At 41.6% G+C, this 16,638-nt stretch carries 17 protein-coding genes; 6 read left to right on the forward strand and 11 right to left on the reverse strand.

Going from position 1 to position 16,638, the window contains the following annotated elements:
- Positions 1 to 201: 201 nt before the first annotated feature.
- Together IEW93_RS07245 and IEW93_RS07250 are read left to right on the forward strand one after the other, a co-directional pair.
- Complete coding sequence (locus IEW93_RS07245) at positions 202 to 861, forward strand: DNA-J related domain-containing protein (RefSeq protein ID WP_188738468.1); 660 nt, start codon at positions 202 to 204, stop codon at positions 859 to 861.
- Between the two features lie 127 nt (positions 862 to 988).
- Positions 989 to 1,645, forward strand: a complete 657-nt coding sequence (locus IEW93_RS07250) for a thiol:disulfide interchange protein DsbA/DsbL (protein WP_188738470.1) — start codon at positions 989 to 991, stop codon at positions 1,643 to 1,645.
- A 101-nt stretch (positions 1,646 to 1,746) separates the two neighbouring features.
- On the opposite strand, the gene IEW93_RS07255 is transcribed toward IEW93_RS07250, so the two are convergent.
- Both IEW93_RS07255 and IEW93_RS07260 read right to left on the reverse strand, forming a co-directional pair.
- Positions 1,747 to 3,552: an alpha-amylase family glycosyl hydrolase gene (locus tag IEW93_RS07255; protein WP_188738472.1), complete on the reverse strand. Its 1,806-nt coding sequence runs from the start codon at positions 3,550 to 3,552 to the stop codon at positions 1,747 to 1,749.
- Between the two features lie 63 nt (positions 3,553 to 3,615).
- Positions 3,616 to 4,587 (reverse strand): aldo/keto reductase, encoded by a 972-nt coding sequence (locus IEW93_RS07260; RefSeq protein WP_188738474.1) that lies wholly within the window; start codon positions 4,585 to 4,587, stop codon positions 3,616 to 3,618.
- 145 nt (positions 4,588 to 4,732) lie between these two features.
- Between IEW93_RS07260 and IEW93_RS07265 the strand changes: the two genes are divergently transcribed.
- Complete coding sequence (locus IEW93_RS07265) at positions 4,733 to 5,611, forward strand: LysR family transcriptional regulator (RefSeq protein WP_188738476.1); 879 nt, start codon at positions 4,733 to 4,735, stop codon at positions 5,609 to 5,611.
- Position 5,612: 1 nt separating this feature from the next.
- On the opposite strand, the gene IEW93_RS07270 is transcribed toward IEW93_RS07265, so the two are convergent.
- Positions 5,613 to 6,128: a cytochrome b/b6 domain-containing protein gene (locus IEW93_RS07270; RefSeq protein WP_188738478.1), complete on the reverse strand. Its 516-nt coding sequence runs from the start codon at positions 6,126 to 6,128 to the stop codon at positions 5,613 to 5,615.
- Positions 6,125 to 6,652, reverse strand: coding sequence for a menaquinone-dependent protoporphyrinogen IX dehydrogenase (gene hemG / locus IEW93_RS07275; RefSeq protein ID WP_188738480.1), 528 nt, complete (start codon positions 6,650 to 6,652; stop codon positions 6,125 to 6,127). The genes IEW93_RS07270 and hemG overlap by 4 nt, the downstream gene beginning before the upstream one ends.
- A 567-nt stretch (positions 6,653 to 7,219) precedes the next feature.
- On the opposite strand from hemG, the gene IEW93_RS07280 reads away from it, so the two are divergent.
- The gene (locus IEW93_RS07280; protein WP_188738482.1) at positions 7,220 to 8,053 is read left to right on the forward strand and encodes a TIGR03899 family protein; all 834 of its coding nucleotides are present in this window, start codon (positions 7,220 to 7,222) and stop codon (positions 8,051 to 8,053) included.
- Here the strand turns inward: IEW93_RS07280 and IEW93_RS07285 are convergent.
- From IEW93_RS07285 to IEW93_RS07295, 3 genes are all read right to left on the reverse strand, one after another.
- Positions 8,043 to 8,648 carry a hypothetical protein gene (locus IEW93_RS07285; RefSeq protein WP_188738484.1) on the reverse strand — a complete coding sequence of 202 codons (606 nt, stop codon included), beginning with the start codon at positions 8,646 to 8,648 and terminating at the stop codon, positions 8,043 to 8,045. The genes IEW93_RS07280 and IEW93_RS07285 overlap by 11 nt on opposite strands.
- Positions 8,649 to 8,829: 181 nt before the next feature.
- Positions 8,830 to 9,444: a glutathione S-transferase family protein gene (locus IEW93_RS07290; protein WP_188738486.1), complete on the reverse strand. Its 615-nt coding sequence runs from the start codon at positions 9,442 to 9,444 to the stop codon at positions 8,830 to 8,832.
- Between the two features lie 153 nt (positions 9,445 to 9,597).
- A complete protein-coding gene (locus IEW93_RS07295; protein WP_188738488.1) occupies positions 9,598 to 10,275 on the reverse strand; it encodes a type 1 glutamine amidotransferase domain-containing protein in 678 nt (225 codons plus the stop codon).
- Positions 10,276 to 10,579: 304 nt separating this feature from the next.
- On the opposite strand from IEW93_RS07295, the gene IEW93_RS07300 reads away from it, so the two are divergent.
- Positions 10,580 to 11,026 carry a MarR family winged helix-turn-helix transcriptional regulator gene (locus tag IEW93_RS07300; protein WP_188738490.1) on the forward strand — a complete coding sequence of 149 codons (447 nt, stop codon included), beginning with the start codon at positions 10,580 to 10,582 and terminating at the stop codon, positions 11,024 to 11,026.
- A gap of 109 nt (positions 11,027 to 11,135) precedes the next feature.
- Here IEW93_RS07300 and IEW93_RS07305 read toward each other — a convergent pair whose 3' ends face one another.
- Together IEW93_RS07305 and IEW93_RS07310 are read right to left on the reverse strand one after the other, a co-directional pair.
- The gene (locus IEW93_RS07305; RefSeq protein ID WP_188738493.1) at positions 11,136 to 12,107 is read right to left on the reverse strand and encodes a sensor domain-containing diguanylate cyclase; all 972 of its coding nucleotides are present in this window, start codon (positions 12,105 to 12,107) and stop codon (positions 11,136 to 11,138) included.
- 226 nt (positions 12,108 to 12,333) lie between these two features.
- A complete protein-coding gene (locus tag IEW93_RS07310) occupies positions 12,334 to 13,638 on the reverse strand; it encodes a metal-dependent hydrolase family protein (RefSeq protein WP_188738495.1) in 1,305 nt (434 codons plus the stop codon).
- Positions 13,639 to 13,780: 142 nt separating this feature from the next.
- On the opposite strand from IEW93_RS07310, the gene IEW93_RS07315 reads away from it, so the two are divergent.
- Positions 13,781 to 14,746: a 2-dehydropantoate 2-reductase gene (locus tag IEW93_RS07315; protein WP_188738497.1), complete on the forward strand. Its 966-nt coding sequence runs from the start codon at positions 13,781 to 13,783 to the stop codon at positions 14,744 to 14,746.
- Positions 14,747 to 14,838: 92 nt separating this feature from the next.
- Here IEW93_RS07315 and IEW93_RS07320 read toward each other — a convergent pair whose 3' ends face one another.
- Both IEW93_RS07320 and IEW93_RS07325 read right to left on the reverse strand, forming a co-directional pair.
- On the reverse strand, positions 14,839 to 15,729 hold the full coding sequence (locus tag IEW93_RS07320; protein WP_188738500.1) for a bile acid:sodium symporter family protein: 891 nt from the start codon (positions 15,727 to 15,729) through the stop codon (positions 14,839 to 14,841).
- Between the two features lie 65 nt (positions 15,730 to 15,794).
- Complete coding sequence (locus IEW93_RS07325) at positions 15,795 to 16,604, reverse strand: class II aldolase/adducin family protein (RefSeq protein ID WP_188738503.1); 810 nt, start codon at positions 16,602 to 16,604, stop codon at positions 15,795 to 15,797.
- Positions 16,605 to 16,638 lie beyond the last annotated feature (34 nt).

Below are 16,638 nucleotides of genomic sequence, written 5' to 3' on the forward strand. Positions count from 1 at the left end.
TAAAAATATCTTGCCTGTAAGAATCAGAATTAATTGATCAAAGTCTTAAATGGCTGATTTAACGCAACAGTTTACAGCCTAAATATGACCAACCTCCCCTGCTATAGTTGGTAAAATCTGCTTGTCATTCACGGGGGCTATGGCATAGTGTTTTTTAACCATTCGTTAACGATATCGCCAGTTTAGGATGAATTAACCGTTATGTTGCTCGACAAAAACTTACAAAATCATTCACAAACGACCTTGTCTGATGCGGCATCCGCTCGCGAACTCAATGCGCCAAAAAGCGACAATCCATTGATTTGGCCTGTATTAACCTTATTAAAATCCTCTAATCAAAGCTGGAAAGTGCACCATTTAGCCAGTGAGTTGCAAATTAAAGGCTTAATGCATGACCTTGATCCATTACCAGAAAAGGATCTGTTTAAGCGTAACTTTTTATTAATGAATGCACTCTACGAATTACAAGATATGTTAATGCCAAGGCAATGGTTGCAAGTAAAAGCCATGGATATACAAATTTTTAGAATTATTCCAGCTAACGCTGATATCGAACATGTTAGAGACGGCGCCTTGCGTGATTACTACCTTGATTGGAGTAATTACGATGCCAGTGTCAATGTGGTGCGCGAGATGTTGGAGTCGTTCTGGTCAAGCTATCAGCAATACATTGGTGTTAATGTTAAATTAATGAACAAGGGCCATGCGTTAAAAGTGTTTGAGCTTGATGAAACGGCCACCGACAGAGAGATCCGTAAACAGTGGCGTAAACTCGCCCTTAAATGGCACCCAGATAGAGACGAAGGTGATGTGGAGCGATTTCGTCAGGTATGCGAAGCCTGGCAAACGCTGCGAGAATAACCGTTATCACTGAAGTTTTTTTCGTAAATCACAACTCGATCACACTAATTTTCCCGTTGCGGCCGAGCATTTATGACATCATTAGTTAACGCGTTTTCAAGTCAATTATCTCCGTTTTGAGGTTTTCATGTTTAAATATTTAGTTTTAGCCGCCACCTTAGCGATGACTCCAATCACCAGTTTTGCTGCGCAGTTTGTTGAAGGTAAACACTACACTCAAATATCAAATATCATGGTACCAACTGAGCCAAAAGTGACCGAGTTTTTCTCTTTTTATTGCCATAACTGCTTCAATATGGAAAGCCAGTACCTACCAGAAATCAAAAAAGGCTTAGACAAAAAAATCGCCTTTGACACTAAGCACGTCGACTTTATGAACAGTGATTTGGGTACTGAAGTGATGCGTTCTTTAGCGGTAATTCACGAACTCGATAACAAAGAAGCACTAAAAATTGCCATGTTTGGTGCTATTCAAGGTAAAGACAATAATGCTGGCCATGATCATAGCGCTGCAGGCCATGAACATAAGTCGCTGATTAACAGCCGTGATGACATTAAAAAGGTATTTGCCGACTTTGGCGTTGATGCTAAACAATATGATGATATTGCCGACAGCGACGCAACCGATAACAAACTCAGTTTATGGCGTCAGCAGCAGGTCATGTACGCAGTGCAAAGTGTGCCTGCTTTTATTGTTAACGATAAATACGCAATTAACTTAAATGAAATGCGCTCTCTTGATGACATTATTGGCTTGATTAACTACCTAGCATTAAAGCAATAATTAGCTTCAATAAATCAATAAAAATGGCTATCTGATGATAGCCATTTTTTTATCTACTTTGCGCTAAGTTTTAGTATTAATTCTTGAGCTTTATACCTAAATCATGGCTGATTCGTGTAAATAGCGTAGCTTAATCTTGGCAGAGTAATGCTCAAGCCTGTCCCGCTATCATTTATCTCAGGCTGTTGCTGACCCCAACTGTGAAGTAACCGATAAGACAATGCCGTACTGGGTAATTCTATACTCTGTGCTTGCTCGCCACTATTTAACACTATCAAGATTTCAGCACCGGTTGCTTTATCAACGCGCGCAAAGGCAAACATGGGTGAATCGGTTTGATAAAAACGGTCTTGATACTCACCACGGCGCAGTAAAATATGCTGCTTTCGTAACGCACTCAATTGTGCAATGGCCTGATATAGCGGGTGTTGAGTGTCAAAGTTATCGTTTGCGGTTGTGGCCTTTGTGCCTAATAAGATATTGTCATTATAGCTAGCCACTTGCGAGGCAAACATGTCTTCTCGAGCGTGTATATCATTGCCGTCACCAGTGAAGCCCTGCTCATCACCATAATAAATCACTGGTATGCCACGAGATAAAAACATAAATGCATGCGATAAAATACTGCGTTGCAGTTTGTCTTCAGCTGGCATATCTGGGTTAGCTTGGTTAATAAAATACCCCGTACGCCCCATGTCGTGATTGCCTAAAAAGGTCATTAACAAATCAGCCTGGCTGTCGTGATCTTGATAAAGACTGTCTTGGGCAAATAATTGCTGGGCTAATTCTGGGCTTTTTTTACGGTAGAAAATATCTGCCGCAGCTTGCTGAAATGCAAAATCGAGTACTGACGGCAGCTTGCCCTCAGTAGTGTACAAGCTTAATACTTTTGGGTCTGGTGCATAGACTTCGCCAAAAACATGAAACTGTGGGATGCCCTGTGCTTTAGCAAAATTAACAATTTCTGGGCTAAAGGTTTGCCAAAATGATAAATCGACATGTTTAACCGTGTCGATCCTAAAACCATCTGGCTTAAATTCTTTAATCAAGTTTTGGTAAATCTCAATCATGCCACTTAGCACTTCTGGGTCGGCAGTGTTTAGGTCATCGAGTCCATTAAAATCGCCATTTAATGAACTCTCGCCTTTAAAGGTACTGTCGCCCTGATTATGATAAAAATGTGGATCATTTAACCACTTTGGCACCTTAACCTCGGCCTCACCTGCTGGAATAAATGGCGTGTAATTGTCACCTTTTGCGAGTTGATCTAACGATTTATATTCACATTGTGTATTGGGGGTAATAAATTCGCCCGACGCTTGGTGACACTCTTGATATTTGATCACATCAGCGGTGTGGTTAGTAATAATGTCGAAAAATACTTTAATACCACGTTGATGCGCTGCGTTAATAAGCTGCTTTAAATCGGCATTACTACCAAAATGTGGGTCGATTTCAGTAAAGTCGACAATCCAGTAGCCGTGATGGGCAATGCCGTCTGTTTGAATGGCTTTATTGCGCAATAACGGCGTCATCCAAATGGCTGTAATGCCGAGGTTTTGTAAGTAATCGAGTTTTTGCTCAATGCCAGTTATGTCGCCACCATGAAAGCCGCGAGGATGAGTTAAGTCCAATCCACCCGCCGATATTTTGTGGCTTAACGAGCCATTATCATTTTTGCTGTTGCCGTTATAAAAGCGATCGGGCAACACAAAATAAAAAATATCGTCGCGTACATCTCGATGTAAATAATCTTGGTAAATGTCTGGCGCTGTTTGCCCTTTGAGCTCTGCGTTACCCGATTTTACGTCGGCAAGTTGCGGAGCATGTTCGGTGTCAATGTGCGACGGCTGACAAGCGGATAGCAGTAGTACTGCTGTAACAAGTGTGGCTATTTTTGTATCCATACGGCCTCTTATAGTTATTATTTGTGCTGATTAACGGGTAACACCCTATCGATACAGCAATAATTAAGGTAACTCTTGTCCCTTAGCGCTGACATACAATGCGTACCAGTGCTCACGACTTAGCGATACGTTTGCAACTTGCGCACAAGCCTTAATGCGCTCAAGGTTAGTGGTACCAATAACGGGTTGAATTTGACTTGGATGTAACATCAACCAACTGAGTAAAATGGCTTCTGGGCTGACACTATAGTCAGCGGCTAACCTTGCCACAAGTTGGCTGGTTTGCTTTACCGCTGCAGAGGGAGTTGAGCTTGCATTGCCCGTGTAAATCCCCTGGCATAAACTGCCCCAGGCCTGAAGCTGAATATGATGTTGATTGCAATATTCGATAGTACCTGCGGTGAAATTAATGTCTTTACCATCTTGATTACCAGCATAAACGGTTTCGTCTACCCAGGCATGTTTTTGCAAGCTCATTTCAATTTGGTTGACCACTAAGGGCTCATCTAGCACTCGTTGTAAGGCATTCATTTGATGTTGCTGCATATTAGACACACCAAGAAAACGCACTTTGCCCGCAGCTTTAAGCTGATGAAATGTCTCTGCAATTTCGGTTACTTGCATTAATGGATCTGGTCGATGAAGCAGTAAAACGTCGATATAGTCTGTGTGTAATTCAGTTAGGCTTTTTTCAACACTGTGGTTGATCCAGGCTGAGGATAAATCGTAACGTTTAGGCCCCTTGTTGTCTTCAAACCTGATACCACATTTAGTTTGCAAATACAGTTTATCGCGTAGCGCAGTATGCTGCTTTAACACTTGACCAAATACGGTTTCGGCTTTGCCAAAGGTATAGATGTCGGCATGGTCAAAATAATTAATCTGGTTATCTAATGCGGTATCAATAACCTGGTGAGCTTGTTTAATATCGTCAGCGCAAATAGCGTTATTGTTCCAACCGCCACCTAGGCCCATGCAGCCATACACGAGTGAACTGACGTTAGGTAATACATTTTGTAAGGGTAAACGAGACATGTTAGTGCTCTTATTTTTGCATTGGTGACTGATAGTTTATGAGATGTAGAATAAAAATGAAGAGCAAAAAACAAAATCATTGTTTGATATAGCTACCAATTAAAGATTACAGTTCTTTATAAATTACTATCTTGAGTGAGTACGCATGAGTAGAGAACACAAAAAATTTGAGCGATTATTTTTGTTCAGTGAGGTGGCTAAACAACTTAGCTTTACCGAAGCGGCAGCGACATTAGGGATCTCAAGAGGCTACCTTTCAGAGCAAATAAGGCAACTCGAAAAAGAGATGGGGCGGGCATTGCTCATCCGCACTACTCGCAGTGTTAGGCTAACGGCTCAAGGTGAAATGATTTTAGCCAGCATGAGCCAGGTAAAAGCAGACTTACTGATGCTTGGTAAACAAATTCGCCACGATAATGAGGATATTGTCGGGCGGATCCGCATCACCGCGCCGAGCCAATTTACCCAACGATATTTATTAGACATTTGCCACGAGTTTACTGTGCGCCATCCACAAGTGCATTTCAGTATTGATTGCAGCTATACCTTATTTGATCTGGCCAAAAACGATTTTGATCTGGCTTTTAGAGCCACTCAAAATCCACCACAAAATATGGTCGCTAAAAAGTTATTTGATTATCAGCAAGTGTGCTGTGCGGCGCCTGAGTATCTTAAAAAAGCGGGCATTCCTAATAAAATTGATGATTTACACCAGCACCAGTGCTTAACGTCGGCAGAACAAAGTCAGTGGTGCTTTAGCAATAAAAACATCGCCATTAATAGCTTTATGAGTGTCAACGATAATCATATGCTAAAAACCCAAGCCTTACTGGGTAGAGGAATTATCTTAGGTCCTCATTATCTTGTTGATAAAGAGTTACAACAAGGCACATTGCAGGCAATTTTGACCCATGAAACCATGAGCCAATCGGCCACTTATATTGTGCATCCGCAAATAATTAATCAGTCAGCCAGATTGAGCAGCTTTATTAAATTTACCCTTGAGTGGTTTGGAACAGCGTAAATTAGTCAAAAAACGCTCTAATGTGCAGCAGTGCTAATAAGCAATGCACAACAATAAAACCAATAAAAGCATGAACAAAAACAATATGGTAATGACGCCAGGCTAATGCATTTGCAGGCTCTGCTACAAACCATGCAACGCCGGTCATTGCCACCAGCAGTAATATTATAACGCCAAGCCCTTCTATCACGCTGATTAGCCCTTTACCGCCAGAATGAGGTAATTGGCCGCGTAGCAACCCACGCACATCAGCCAGTAGTGGTTTAATATCACGCGTTAACCAGGGGAAAAACAATCGCCATTGCCCGCCGTTACATACTTTGATCAAAAATAGCACGGCCAATATGGCGGTCAACAGGCCGCCATAAACATGAAATAAATCCCAAAAACCCGCGCGTTCGGTTAACTGTCTGCCAATGAGTATCCAGGGGCTGGTAAAAATCAACAATAAAGACATCAATAACACTAATGCATGTAATATAGCCTCAACACCTTGCCAAACGCGCTTTATGGTCATAACTTGGCCTCAATCATTTGTTGGGCAAATTGATCCACTTTACTCCAATCAGTAAATTCTACTTTAGTGTTGGGATCGGTCGGGCCTTTGGTTATCCACATAATAAAGCGAATGATATTACGGTCCATGGCACCATAACCTTGATAATCTAAATTACCACCAAACACTTGTAGTAGTTTAGGTTGCCACACACTCTGACTTAAAAACTGCTGCATATAGGTGTTTGTTTCTGGGGTATTTTTAAGCGGTTTACGCGCCACTAAACTCACCGAAAAGAAGCCACTGGGTTTGCTTTCTAGCTCTGCGCGGTGATCGGCAATAAATTGATATAACGCAGGACGATGCTTACCGTGGCGAATGCTGGCACCAATAAAGACTTTATCGAACTCGGCTAGATCGGGCACCTCTGATAACGCTGCTATGGTGACTTGTTGCTGCTGTGCTTCTAGCTTGGCTTTAAGGTATTGGCAAATTTTTTGAGTGTAACCATGGACACTAGAGTGGATCAGTAAAATATGACTCATGCTGACCTCAAATCGAATCATTTAAAAGTAATACAATATCTTAGCCCACTGAATTAAAAATTTACATGAAACTGATCACGGCATGAGTATCGTTATATAAGCTAATTTCAAAATCTCTTAACAAAATAGATATCGCCATGTCGTGTGATACCAATTCCACTAATTATCTGGTCATTCAGCGGGAATTCTGTGCCTTCTAGGCAAGTAATAGGATTGTAGGCATAGTTGCTCTCGGCAACTGCTCCTGCGTTGCTCTACCTCCTGCATCCATGCAGTCGTACGTCAAAATACTATTAAGCAGCATAGAAGGCACAGAAACCCGCCTTGTAGGAGACGCTCAGACAGTCCATTTCTTTGTTGCATTGCCTTAGAAGGGAATAACCATTATTTCAACAATGCGCCTCAAACTGAACAGTCTGAGCGACTCTGATTGGTCACATAATTAATGGAAATGGTATGAATAGGTATAAGGCACCGAATTGATATATGATTATTTATCTGCAAAGCTTTCATCTGTTTTAGTATTTCATTTAAACAATCAACTTACTGCTAAGAGTCTGACAATATATGGCTGATATCGATGTAATGGAAATGCCCGATGACAATGCACAGGTGTCTGCGCGAAAAAAAGCGCTATTACTTGGCCGCGTGATTGGTTTAGCCAGTGAAGATGACTATCGCCCGTCAACGGCTTCAATTGCGGAACGTGCCGAACACCGACAACGTAAACAACTTAGTCAACATCAAGCAAACCTTGAGAGTATTTTTGCACTAGCGCTCAATTACACGCCGTCTGATGTGACCGGTATTGAACTCGATCCAGACTGGCGCTATCAGTATTTCCAAATGGCAGAGCAAATTCATAATCGAAAAATGCAAGATTTGTGGGCGAGAATTTTAGCCAGTGAAATCGTTAACCCAGGCAACTTTAGCCTGCGTACTTTAGCCGTATTAAAGCAGCTGACTTTACGTGAAGCGCAAATATTTGAAAAAGCTCTCGGGATGTCGGTCAAAATCAATACCGAACCCAGATTTAAGCTATTAAGTGGATATAGAGTTAATGGCGGGCTGACACAGTATTTTCGCAAACACAATCAAACCAATTTTGGCTTGTCGCAATTTGGTTTGCCTTATTCAAATATTTTAACACTGGTCGATGCGGGGATTTTACATAAAAGCGAATTTGAAACAGGGCTGTTAACCCGTAATGAAGATATACAACTCAATTTGTGTCATGCCAACATTAACCTAAAACCCAAAGGGCAGCACTTATTGTTTACTTATTATCGATTTACCACGGTAGGAGATGAGTTGTGTCAGCTAATACACGCCAAAAATGATCTCGACTTTATTAATGCAATTAAAACACTGTTAGCCAGAGACTTTTCTATTAACGGTTAACGTCTTCGTAAAGGTGCGAGTATTTAGCTTTGTGTTGATTAAATAAAAATTGCCTTAGTATTTGCCGTGATTCGCCTTCAGCGCTAATTTTAGCCGCCATGATGCCGTTTTCAGTTCTCACTGGCTCAAACTCTAACTCCACATGGTTGCCATTAGGCAAAATAAGCTGTGTGTGCCTTTGTGATTGAGTATCAAGCTCTTTAGGCACCTTGATAGTGATGCCAGAGCTAGAAAGAGACAATACCTCAACAAACTTTGAGGTTTCATTGTCCATCACCTTTACATTTTTTAAGTCATCGATTCGCCAACTGCGTTCAACGCCACGCATATCAACCACTTCTGGCGTGCCAAGCTCAGGTGTAAACTGGCCAAATTCATCTTGTTTTAACTGCAACGGAAACCACAATCGGTAATAGCTGATTTCAGCCAATAAAGTGAGTTTGGCATTACCCAGTATATGCGACAGTATTTGAGGGATTTCAGTGGCAACGCTTAGCGAGTGTTTAGTGAGTACATTATCCGCAGAATTGTCAGACTGCTCTGGCGAAAATACATCGCTAAAGTAAGCTAATTCTTCATCAGATAACGTTGCCATGGATAGTCCTAAACAAAAGTATTGATTGATGGTGCATTCTAGCACCTTAGTATTAAACAGAACAAATTTTAGACAGCACATTTACCTGCTTTTACCGTGTAAATGAATTGTTTATTTTTTAAACACAAAGGTGAACCATGTTCACCTTTATGTTGATCAAAAAAGCGACACAAACCGTCGGTTAATTTTCAGCTTCGATTTGTAATGCTTTTTTAAAGGCATTATGAGTTAATAATTGTTGGTAGTATTTGGCAATATTTGGGTACTTTTCAAACTCACCGTTTTGGCCAACAAGCTCAGTGATAAATGACATCATAATATCTGCCCCAGACAGGCTGTCGCCCACAAGATAACGCTTACCATCTAGCCTGTGATTAACATAACTGAGCACTTTTGCCGTTTCTGCATCAGCATACCCCCCAATAAAGCGGGTATCTGCACCTTCCATTTTGACAAAAATTTTCAACAATAACGGTAGTGCGGCCGAGCTTTCGGCAAAATGCATCCATTGTAAATAATCAACATAATCTGCACTGCCTTTGGCTGGCATTAACTTGTCCGCGCCATGGGTTTGGATAAGGTATTGTGTAATCGCGCCCGACTCGGCAATGGTAAAACCGTCCGCCTCAAGCACAGGTGATTTACCTAACGGGTGGATTTTTTTGAGCGAGTCTGGCGCTAAAAAGGTTTTAGCATCTCGTTGGTAAGCAACTAACTCATACTCCACACCGAGCTCTTCTAATAACCAAATAATGCGTTTTGAACGTGATTTATTTAAATGATGTAATTTAATCATGTGTCATCCATTCCTATTATAACAACCAGTTTAATGGGCCCAACGACCTATCATTGAGCACCATTTTTATCCATTCTCTGAGCAGCAAACGTGTATTGTTGTCACTGCTAAACGTGCATTAGAGCTTGATTGACCAAATAATTGATGTTGAGATTAGTTAAGTAGCGCCAACATTTTTTCAGCGACGAGCTCTGAAGATGCAGGGTTTTGACCGGTAATAAGTTTACCGTCGACAACCACATATGGGTGCCAATCATCACCTTTTGAATAAACTGCGCCATTGTGTTGCAGCATATCTTCAACTAAAAAAGGCACGACATGGGTTAACTGTACAGCGTCTTCTTCGCTGTTGGTAAACCCGGTGACATTTTTACCTGCAACCAAAGGTGAACCATCTGCTTTTTTAGGGTACTTAAGCACGCCGGGGGCATGACAGACAAGCCCAAGTAACTTATCAGCCTGGTAACATTGCTCAATCAGTGCAATTGAATCTTTGTCGTTGGTTAAGTCCCATAAAGGCCCATGGCCACCTGGGTAAAACACGGCATCATAATCAGCAACATTGATTGCCGCGAGCTTGTGAGTGTTGGCCAATAATGCTTGCGCTTTTGTATCGCCAGCAAATCGGCGGGTTGCATCAGTTTGAAAATCGGCTTCATCACTTTTAGGGTCAAGCGGCGGTAAGCCACCTTTTGGTGATGCTAAAACCACTTCAATGCCTTTATCTGCAAATGTATAATAAGGGGCTGCAAGCTCCTCTAACCAAAAACCTGTTTTATGGCCTGTGTCACCAAGTTTATCGTGCGAAGTTAATACCATTAATACTTTCATTTTGTGTCCTTTATTTTGGTCAATATTTGGCTTGCGGTTAATTGTCACGGTTAATGATGTAGTTGCTTGTGATTAGAGCAAAAAATAGAATCGAAAGTGACTTAGCTGTGCGTATGCTTTTAACTCTACTCAATAACAATCAAAAACCCATGTCGACTTGTACATAAAAACAGCATGGTCTTTAGTGGTATATACAAGTACACTACTCGAGTCCTTATTAATTCTTAAGCCGTGTTGTACGAAAATATGACTTAGGTTGATCAGATTACATTAATAACCATTTTGAATCGCTGAGCGTCAAATTATGAATGAGCATCCACCTATTCGTCTTAATAATCAGTTTTGCTTTGCCGTTTACTCTACTTCGCTAGCAATTATTCAACTCTATAAGCCTTTGCTTGAATCTATTGGGTTAACCTACACCCAATACTTGGTCATGCTGATTTTGTGGGAGCAAGACGGCATAAGTTTAAAAAGTGTCGCCACACAACTTGGCCAAAAATCTGGGGCTCTCACGCCGGTAATTAAACGTTTAGAATCCGACGGCCTACTCAAGCGGATCCGAATGACTAATGACGAACGTAAACTGTGTTTACAATTGACTGATTTAGGTCGAGACAAACAGCCACAGGCGCAAGCGATTCATAACAATATTGTGGAACAATGCGGAGTGAGTGTAGAGGAAATGGATCAACTTAAGTTGTTGCTCGATAAATTTAAGGCAAAATTGGTTGATCACATTGATTTTTAATCGTCAACGTTGGCAGCACAATTCTGACTCACATCATAACAACAATACATTGCACGCACGTTAAATTAGCAAATATTTAAGTCGGCATTTTGCTTTTTATGCTTTACGTCTAGGCAACATTAACGCTATTTCGGCCGACATGCTTGGACAAATAGAGCGCCTTGTCTGCACGAGCAAACATATCGTTAAAGGAGTTATCATTGTTCTGTAAAGATGAAACCCCAATACTAATAGTGATACTAGGCAAGTCATCATCTTCCGCTTTATGGGTTTGCTGAGCAACCCTAAGTCGCTCTGCAAGCTTAAATGCGGACTCGATATCGGTATCGGGTAATAAAATAGCAAATTCTTCACCGCCGATCCGCGCTAAGATGTCGGTTTCTCGGATATGTTTGTCACAAATCGAAGCGACTCGTTTTATCACTTCATCGCCCACCAAATGGCCAAAGGTATCGTTTACGTTTTTAAACAAGTCGATATCGATAATCATCATGGATAAAGGGCTAGAGATACGCTTTGCTTTAGTAAATTCATGTTCACTAAACACACTGTATGAGCGTCGGTTGTATAAATCAGTGAGTGGATCGCTATTCGCAAGCTGCTCAAGTTCAGAGCGTAAATTAAACTCATCGGTAATTTCTGTCGAAATACCAATTAATCCAATCAACTTACCTTTCTCATCAAATAATGGCTGCTTTACCTCATGAAATACTTTATGTAGGCCATTATTATCAACAAAAATATCATCAGACATTTTTTGTTGCTGTGATAAGACTTTGCGATCATTGCGTTGCAAAATTTCAGCAACAACAGGAGAAAAATAATAATTATCTGTCGTCCCCTTTAACTGCTCTAGGGTTACGCCAAAATAATCTAAAGTGAGTTGGTTACCATATACATAACGGCCTTTAACATCTTTTACATAGATGTATGCGCCAACTTGATCGAGGATTTTTTCGTAGGAATTTAATTGTTGCTTTTTTGCCCGATCTTTTCGATTTTCACTTAAATGAACGGCCAACAGCAAGGCAACTAAACCTAGCAACACCGCCAATAACAAAACAATATTATCAATCGACATAAGCATTCCTTAGCAAAAATTCACATCCGTGTGTGCTCACTATTTTGCTACAACATAAAAAAGGCGTTGATTATGGCTTGATAGTAAACAGTACTCTATACGCACAACGGCCAAGTATGTGAAAATTGCCATTAAAAATCAAACTAATAATCAACCAAATGCACAAAAATTGTGTGATTTATATTAATCAGGCAGCAAGCTATTTTGCTGCCATCAAAAAATACCATTAACCTTTATAGATAACTCCGGCTTTCATCACAAAAGGCACACTCAATAATGTGTCTATTTGCTCAAGAGGATTCGTTGTTAATCCTATAATATCGGCTTGTTTACCCACCTCTAATGACCCTAAAGAATCAGACATATCAATCAATTTTGCCGCGTTAATGGTGGCACTTTTCAAAATGTCGCTGTTGCTCATTCCAGCTTTGCTCATTAACACCGCTTCTTTGGCGTTATCACCATGATGCGATACCCCGCTGTCGGTACCATAAGCAATATTGACTCCTGCTTTATAGGCAGCGGTAAAGTTTTTCAGCATATCGCCGCCGACTCTTATGGCTTTGACTTTAATTGCTGGTGACATAAAATCAGCACCGGCGGCATTGGCCATCGCAACCACAGTGTCGCCTGCTAATAATGTTGGCACTAAATACGCGCCACTTTGCTTCATTAACTTAATGCTTTCTTTGTCGGCATAACTGCCATGTTCAATACTGTCGACTCCAGCACGCAACGCGGCATTAATTCCTTGCGCTGCATGAGCATGGCTTGCCACCTTACGACCTAGCGCATGGGCGGTTTGAATCACCTCACGCAGTTCATCGTCATCCATTTGCTGACCAGTCCCCGTATTAGTGTCAGATAATACTCCACCAGTAGAGGTGATTTTTATCACGTCAGCGCCAAATTTAATTGCCCTGCGAGTCGCTCGGCGGCAATCATAAGGCCCATCACAAATGGTTTTAGAGGTGTATTTATCCAGTAAATCAGGGCTCATGCCATCAACATCACCATGTCCCCCGGTTACCGACACACCGCCTGATGCAATAATACGCGGTCCATCTATCCAGCCTTTATTGATACCGTCACGTAAAGCATAAATTTGCTCAGGTTTGGCGCCTAAATCCCGTACCGTGGTAAAGCCTGCAAGCAAGGTTTTTTTAGCAAAATAAACACTTTGCATAGCGACATCCGCATCTGACATCCGTAATGCCTGGCTGTCATTTTTAGGCCCAAGTTCGCCTTGTAAATGCACATGCATATCCATAAGACCTGCCATCACAAAACGATTTTTTAAATCGACAATTTCAACGGTGTCTTGCGAGGTAGATATCGGCCCTGCGGTATAACCGCTCTGAATTGCACTAATGACGCCATCGGTTATCACTAGAGTTTGCTCTACTAACGGGGCTTTTCCTGCAACGGTTAATAAGGTACCCGCATGGATAACTTTAATGTCTGCAGCATTAGCGGATACAGACAGTGCGATACAACTCAAGGCGAGCGCAGTAATGTAATGATTTTTCATTTTTATAATTATCCGAATGTTAAAGTTCTACACTGGCAAAAAGGCTGATATGTTACAAGTATTGATATGTTACAACTAATAACAAACTCCCCTTAAATGGCACAAATTGATCGCGGAGTTGATAATAAAGAGAAACGACATAATGAAAATTGCCATCTTTGGTGCGGGGTCGACAGGCTGTTATTTAGCAGGACAACTTTGTTTATCTGGTTTTGATGTCAGCCTCATTTGTAGACCAGCGATGAAGCAAACCATCCTCGCAAATAATGGTATTACCATAAGCGACTATCAAGGTTTATTAAAAACCGTTATGCCTCAGGCCATGATCACAGATATAGAGCAAGCGCCAACAGCATATGCTGCGTTTGATGTCATTTTTGTTACCTTAAAATGCCATCAAATCAGCAGTATCGCCAACACCTTAATTGCCATCACCCACAGCAACAGCAGCATTATTTTTATGCAAAATGGTCTAGGCAGTTTCGAAACCATCAAAGATGCTCTGAGCCATTGCCATTTACTGCAAGGCATTACGCCCTTTAACGTTTTACAACAAGCAAGCGGCCGATTTCATAAAGGCACTGAAGGCGTGTTCACCTTTCAACAAAATAACCACACTCAAACGATACAAGCAGCTATGCAAGCACAAGGGTTTGGTTGCGATTTTTACCAAGACATAACACCTGTAATTTACGGTAAACTCTTGTTAAATCTCAATAACGCATTAAATGCGATTGCCGATCTCCCCATTAAACAACAACTCAGTCAGCGAGCGTGTCGCTGTCAACTTGCTGGAGCAATGAAAGAATGGTTAGCCGTGTGCAAAGCCGCTGATATAAAGTTACACCAATTCACCAAAGTAAAACCCCAATGGCTGCCAGTGATTTTATCCTTACCCGATATGCTATTTAACTTGCTAGCCAAACAGATGCTCGATATTGACCCGCAAGCACGCTCATCAATGTGGGAAGACATTCAAGCTAAACGTAAAACAGAAATTGAATATATTAATGGGGCAGTCGTTCGATTAGGTGAGCAATACGGTATTAAAACCCCAGTGAATAGCGCTATCGTGACGAGCATCCATCAGCTAGAACAATCAATTTGACCCTAGTTTTACATGTGAACATGGTGACCAATATCGCATGTAACAACGTTTGAGGTTTGCATCGACACCTAAAATTAATGTTCATTGATGCACTACATTGATGCGCTATTGTGATGAGTAAGCTGTTGTTTTTGCATATAACCGGCATACGCAATAAGCAGCCCTGCCCCAAAGTACATGGTTAAACTGTACACGCCAGCAACCACAGCATAGCTAGGCATTTGCAATAAGCTGATGCAAATGAGCATCGCCATAGTCGAGTTTTGCAAACCAATCTCAATAGCTAGGGTTAAACCATCTTTATGGCTCAGCGACAACCATTTAGCACTCAACACACCAATTAACATGGCGCCAAAGTTTAGCAATAAGCAGGCAATAAACACTTCGTTAAAGGCTTCAACAATAATGGCATGTTCCTGGATCACCACCCCGGCGATCATCAAAAGCAAAAACACTAATGCAAAACGCCTAAAGTACACTTCAACCTTAATGGCCCACTCTCGGTAATAACTGCGCACAAGCATACCAAACAGAATGGGCAGTAACGTTATCACTAACAAGCCCAAAGAAATGCTGGTTAACGACACATCAATGGGAGCGCCATTGGCAAAGTAGCCAACAGCAAATTGAATCACAAAAGGGGCGGTAAACACACAAACGATACTGCTGATGGCGGTCAGACTCACCGACAAGGCTAAATTGGCTTTGGCTAAATGGCTCACCACATTAGAGGTAGTGCCTCCCGGGCATGCGGCTAAAATCATCAAACCTATCGCCATCGGTGTCGAGAGCTCCATAGCTAAACAAATCCCCAGCGCGAGTAAAGGCAGTGCAATAATTTGCCCCACAAACCCAGTAACAATTGGTGCAGGTGTCTGCCAAAGGCGTAAAAAATCAAATCGAGTTAAACTCAAGCCCATACCAAACATGATAAAGGCGAGCGCAAGTGGCAGCAAAATTTCGGTAATTATAGAGCCTGTCATAGATGCATCCTTGCTCGCCAAGCCAAACGGCTTAGCGAGTGTGGTTAAGCTATCAGCTATAGAGACTAATCTAAAAAGCTGTTGTCTTGTGCCAGTACCACTTGATACATAGGTTGGAAATTGCCCCAGGTCACGAGATCAGATCCATTCATTTGGCGGGTTTTGGTGGCAATATCATGGCCAATAAGTTTAAGTTCTCCAGCCGCTTGTGCCAGTAACTGACTGTGACAGCAACTGTCTAGCATGACAAAATTTGCCGTCGCGGCATCAACAGACTTACCGACAGTTAATAAACCATGATTTTGTAAAATAACCGCAGCATGGCCTTGTAGTGCCTCGGCAATCATATCGCCTTCAGACAAGTCAGCCACCACACCGGTAAAGGTGTCAAATACGCTGTGGTTTTCATAAAACATACAGGCATCTTGCGAAATCGGCTTAAGCAGCTCGCCTAATGCTGAAAATGCACGGCCATAAGTGGTATGGGCATGAGCCACAGCATTCACATCAGGTCGAGCATGGTGAATACGAGAATGAATCGCAAATGCGGCATTATTAATCGGGTGCTTGCCCTCCATAATGTTGCCTTTATGGTCAACGCGCACTAAATCAGATGCTTTAATTTTAGAAAAATGCACTGCTAATGGGTTAACCCAAAAGGTGTCTGGGTCAATACAATCTCGTAGGGTAATGTGGCCTGCTAAGCCTTCGTCAAACCGGTAATGGGCAAATACCCTAAAGGCTGCGGCTAAACGCTGCTTTTCGTATTGCTGTTGCTGTTGAGGAGTATCGAATTTAGGCGGTAATGGCATAGGGTATTTGTCGGTACCAATAGTCATTTTTTTAATTTGTAATGCTTCTTGTGATGTAGTCATGTTGAGTCTGCTTTTATTAGTTTAGTTTGACTTT

Source organism: Shewanella inventionis (assembly GCF_014641855.1).
Classification (GTDB): Bacteria; Pseudomonadota; Gammaproteobacteria; order Enterobacterales; family Shewanellaceae; genus Shewanella; species Shewanella inventionis.

Excerpts from the sequence above, each read along its gene's own strand:
- IEW93_RS07315 (WP_188738497.1), top strand. The coding sequence starts at position 13,781 with ATGAAAATTGCCATCTTTGGTGCGGGGTCGACAGGCTGTTATTTAGCA.
- IEW93_RS07325 (WP_188738503.1), bottom strand. The coding sequence starts at position 16,604 with ATGACTACATCACAAGAAGCATTACAAATTAAAAAAATGACTATTGGT.
- IEW93_RS07300 (WP_188738490.1), top strand. The coding sequence starts at position 10,580 with ATGAATGAGCATCCACCTATTCGTCTTAATAATCAGTTTTGCTTTGCC.
- IEW93_RS07290 (WP_188738486.1), bottom strand. The coding sequence starts at position 9,444 with ATGATTAAATTACATCATTTAAATAAATCACGTTCAAAACGCATTATT.
- IEW93_RS07305 (WP_188738493.1), bottom strand. The coding sequence starts at position 12,107 with ATGTCGATTGATAATATTGTTTTGTTATTGGCGGTGTTGCTAGGTTTA.
- IEW93_RS07255 (WP_188738472.1), bottom strand. The coding sequence starts at position 3,552 with ATGGATACAAAAATAGCCACACTTGTTACAGCAGTACTACTGCTATCC.
- IEW93_RS07320 (WP_188738500.1), bottom strand. The coding sequence starts at position 15,729 with ATGACAGGCTCTATAATTACCGAAATTTTGCTGCCACTTGCGCTCGCC.
- IEW93_RS07295 (WP_188738488.1), bottom strand. The coding sequence starts at position 10,275 with ATGAAAGTATTAATGGTATTAACTTCGCACGATAAACTTGGTGACACA.
- IEW93_RS07245 (WP_188738468.1), top strand. The coding sequence starts at position 202 with ATGTTGCTCGACAAAAACTTACAAAATCATTCACAAACGACCTTGTCT.
- IEW93_RS07280 (WP_188738482.1), top strand. The coding sequence starts at position 7,220 with ATGGCTGATATCGATGTAATGGAAATGCCCGATGACAATGCACAGGTG.
- IEW93_RS07265 (WP_188738476.1), top strand. The coding sequence starts at position 4,733 with ATGAGTAGAGAACACAAAAAATTTGAGCGATTATTTTTGTTCAGTGAG.
- IEW93_RS07260 (WP_188738474.1), bottom strand. The coding sequence starts at position 4,587 with ATGTCTCGTTTACCCTTACAAAATGTATTACCTAACGTCAGTTCACTC.
- hemG (WP_188738480.1), bottom strand. The coding sequence starts at position 6,652 with ATGAGTCATATTTTACTGATCCACTCTAGTGTCCATGGTTACACTCAA.
- IEW93_RS07270 (WP_188738478.1), bottom strand. The coding sequence starts at position 6,128 with ATGACCATAAAGCGCGTTTGGCAAGGTGTTGAGGCTATATTACATGCA.
- IEW93_RS07250 (WP_188738470.1), top strand. The coding sequence starts at position 989 with ATGTTTAAATATTTAGTTTTAGCCGCCACCTTAGCGATGACTCCAATC.
- IEW93_RS07285 (WP_188738484.1), bottom strand. The coding sequence starts at position 8,648 with ATGGCAACGTTATCTGATGAAGAATTAGCTTACTTTAGCGATGTATTT.
- IEW93_RS07310 (WP_188738495.1), bottom strand. The coding sequence starts at position 13,638 with ATGAAAAATCATTACATTACTGCGCTCGCCTTGAGTTGTATCGCACTG.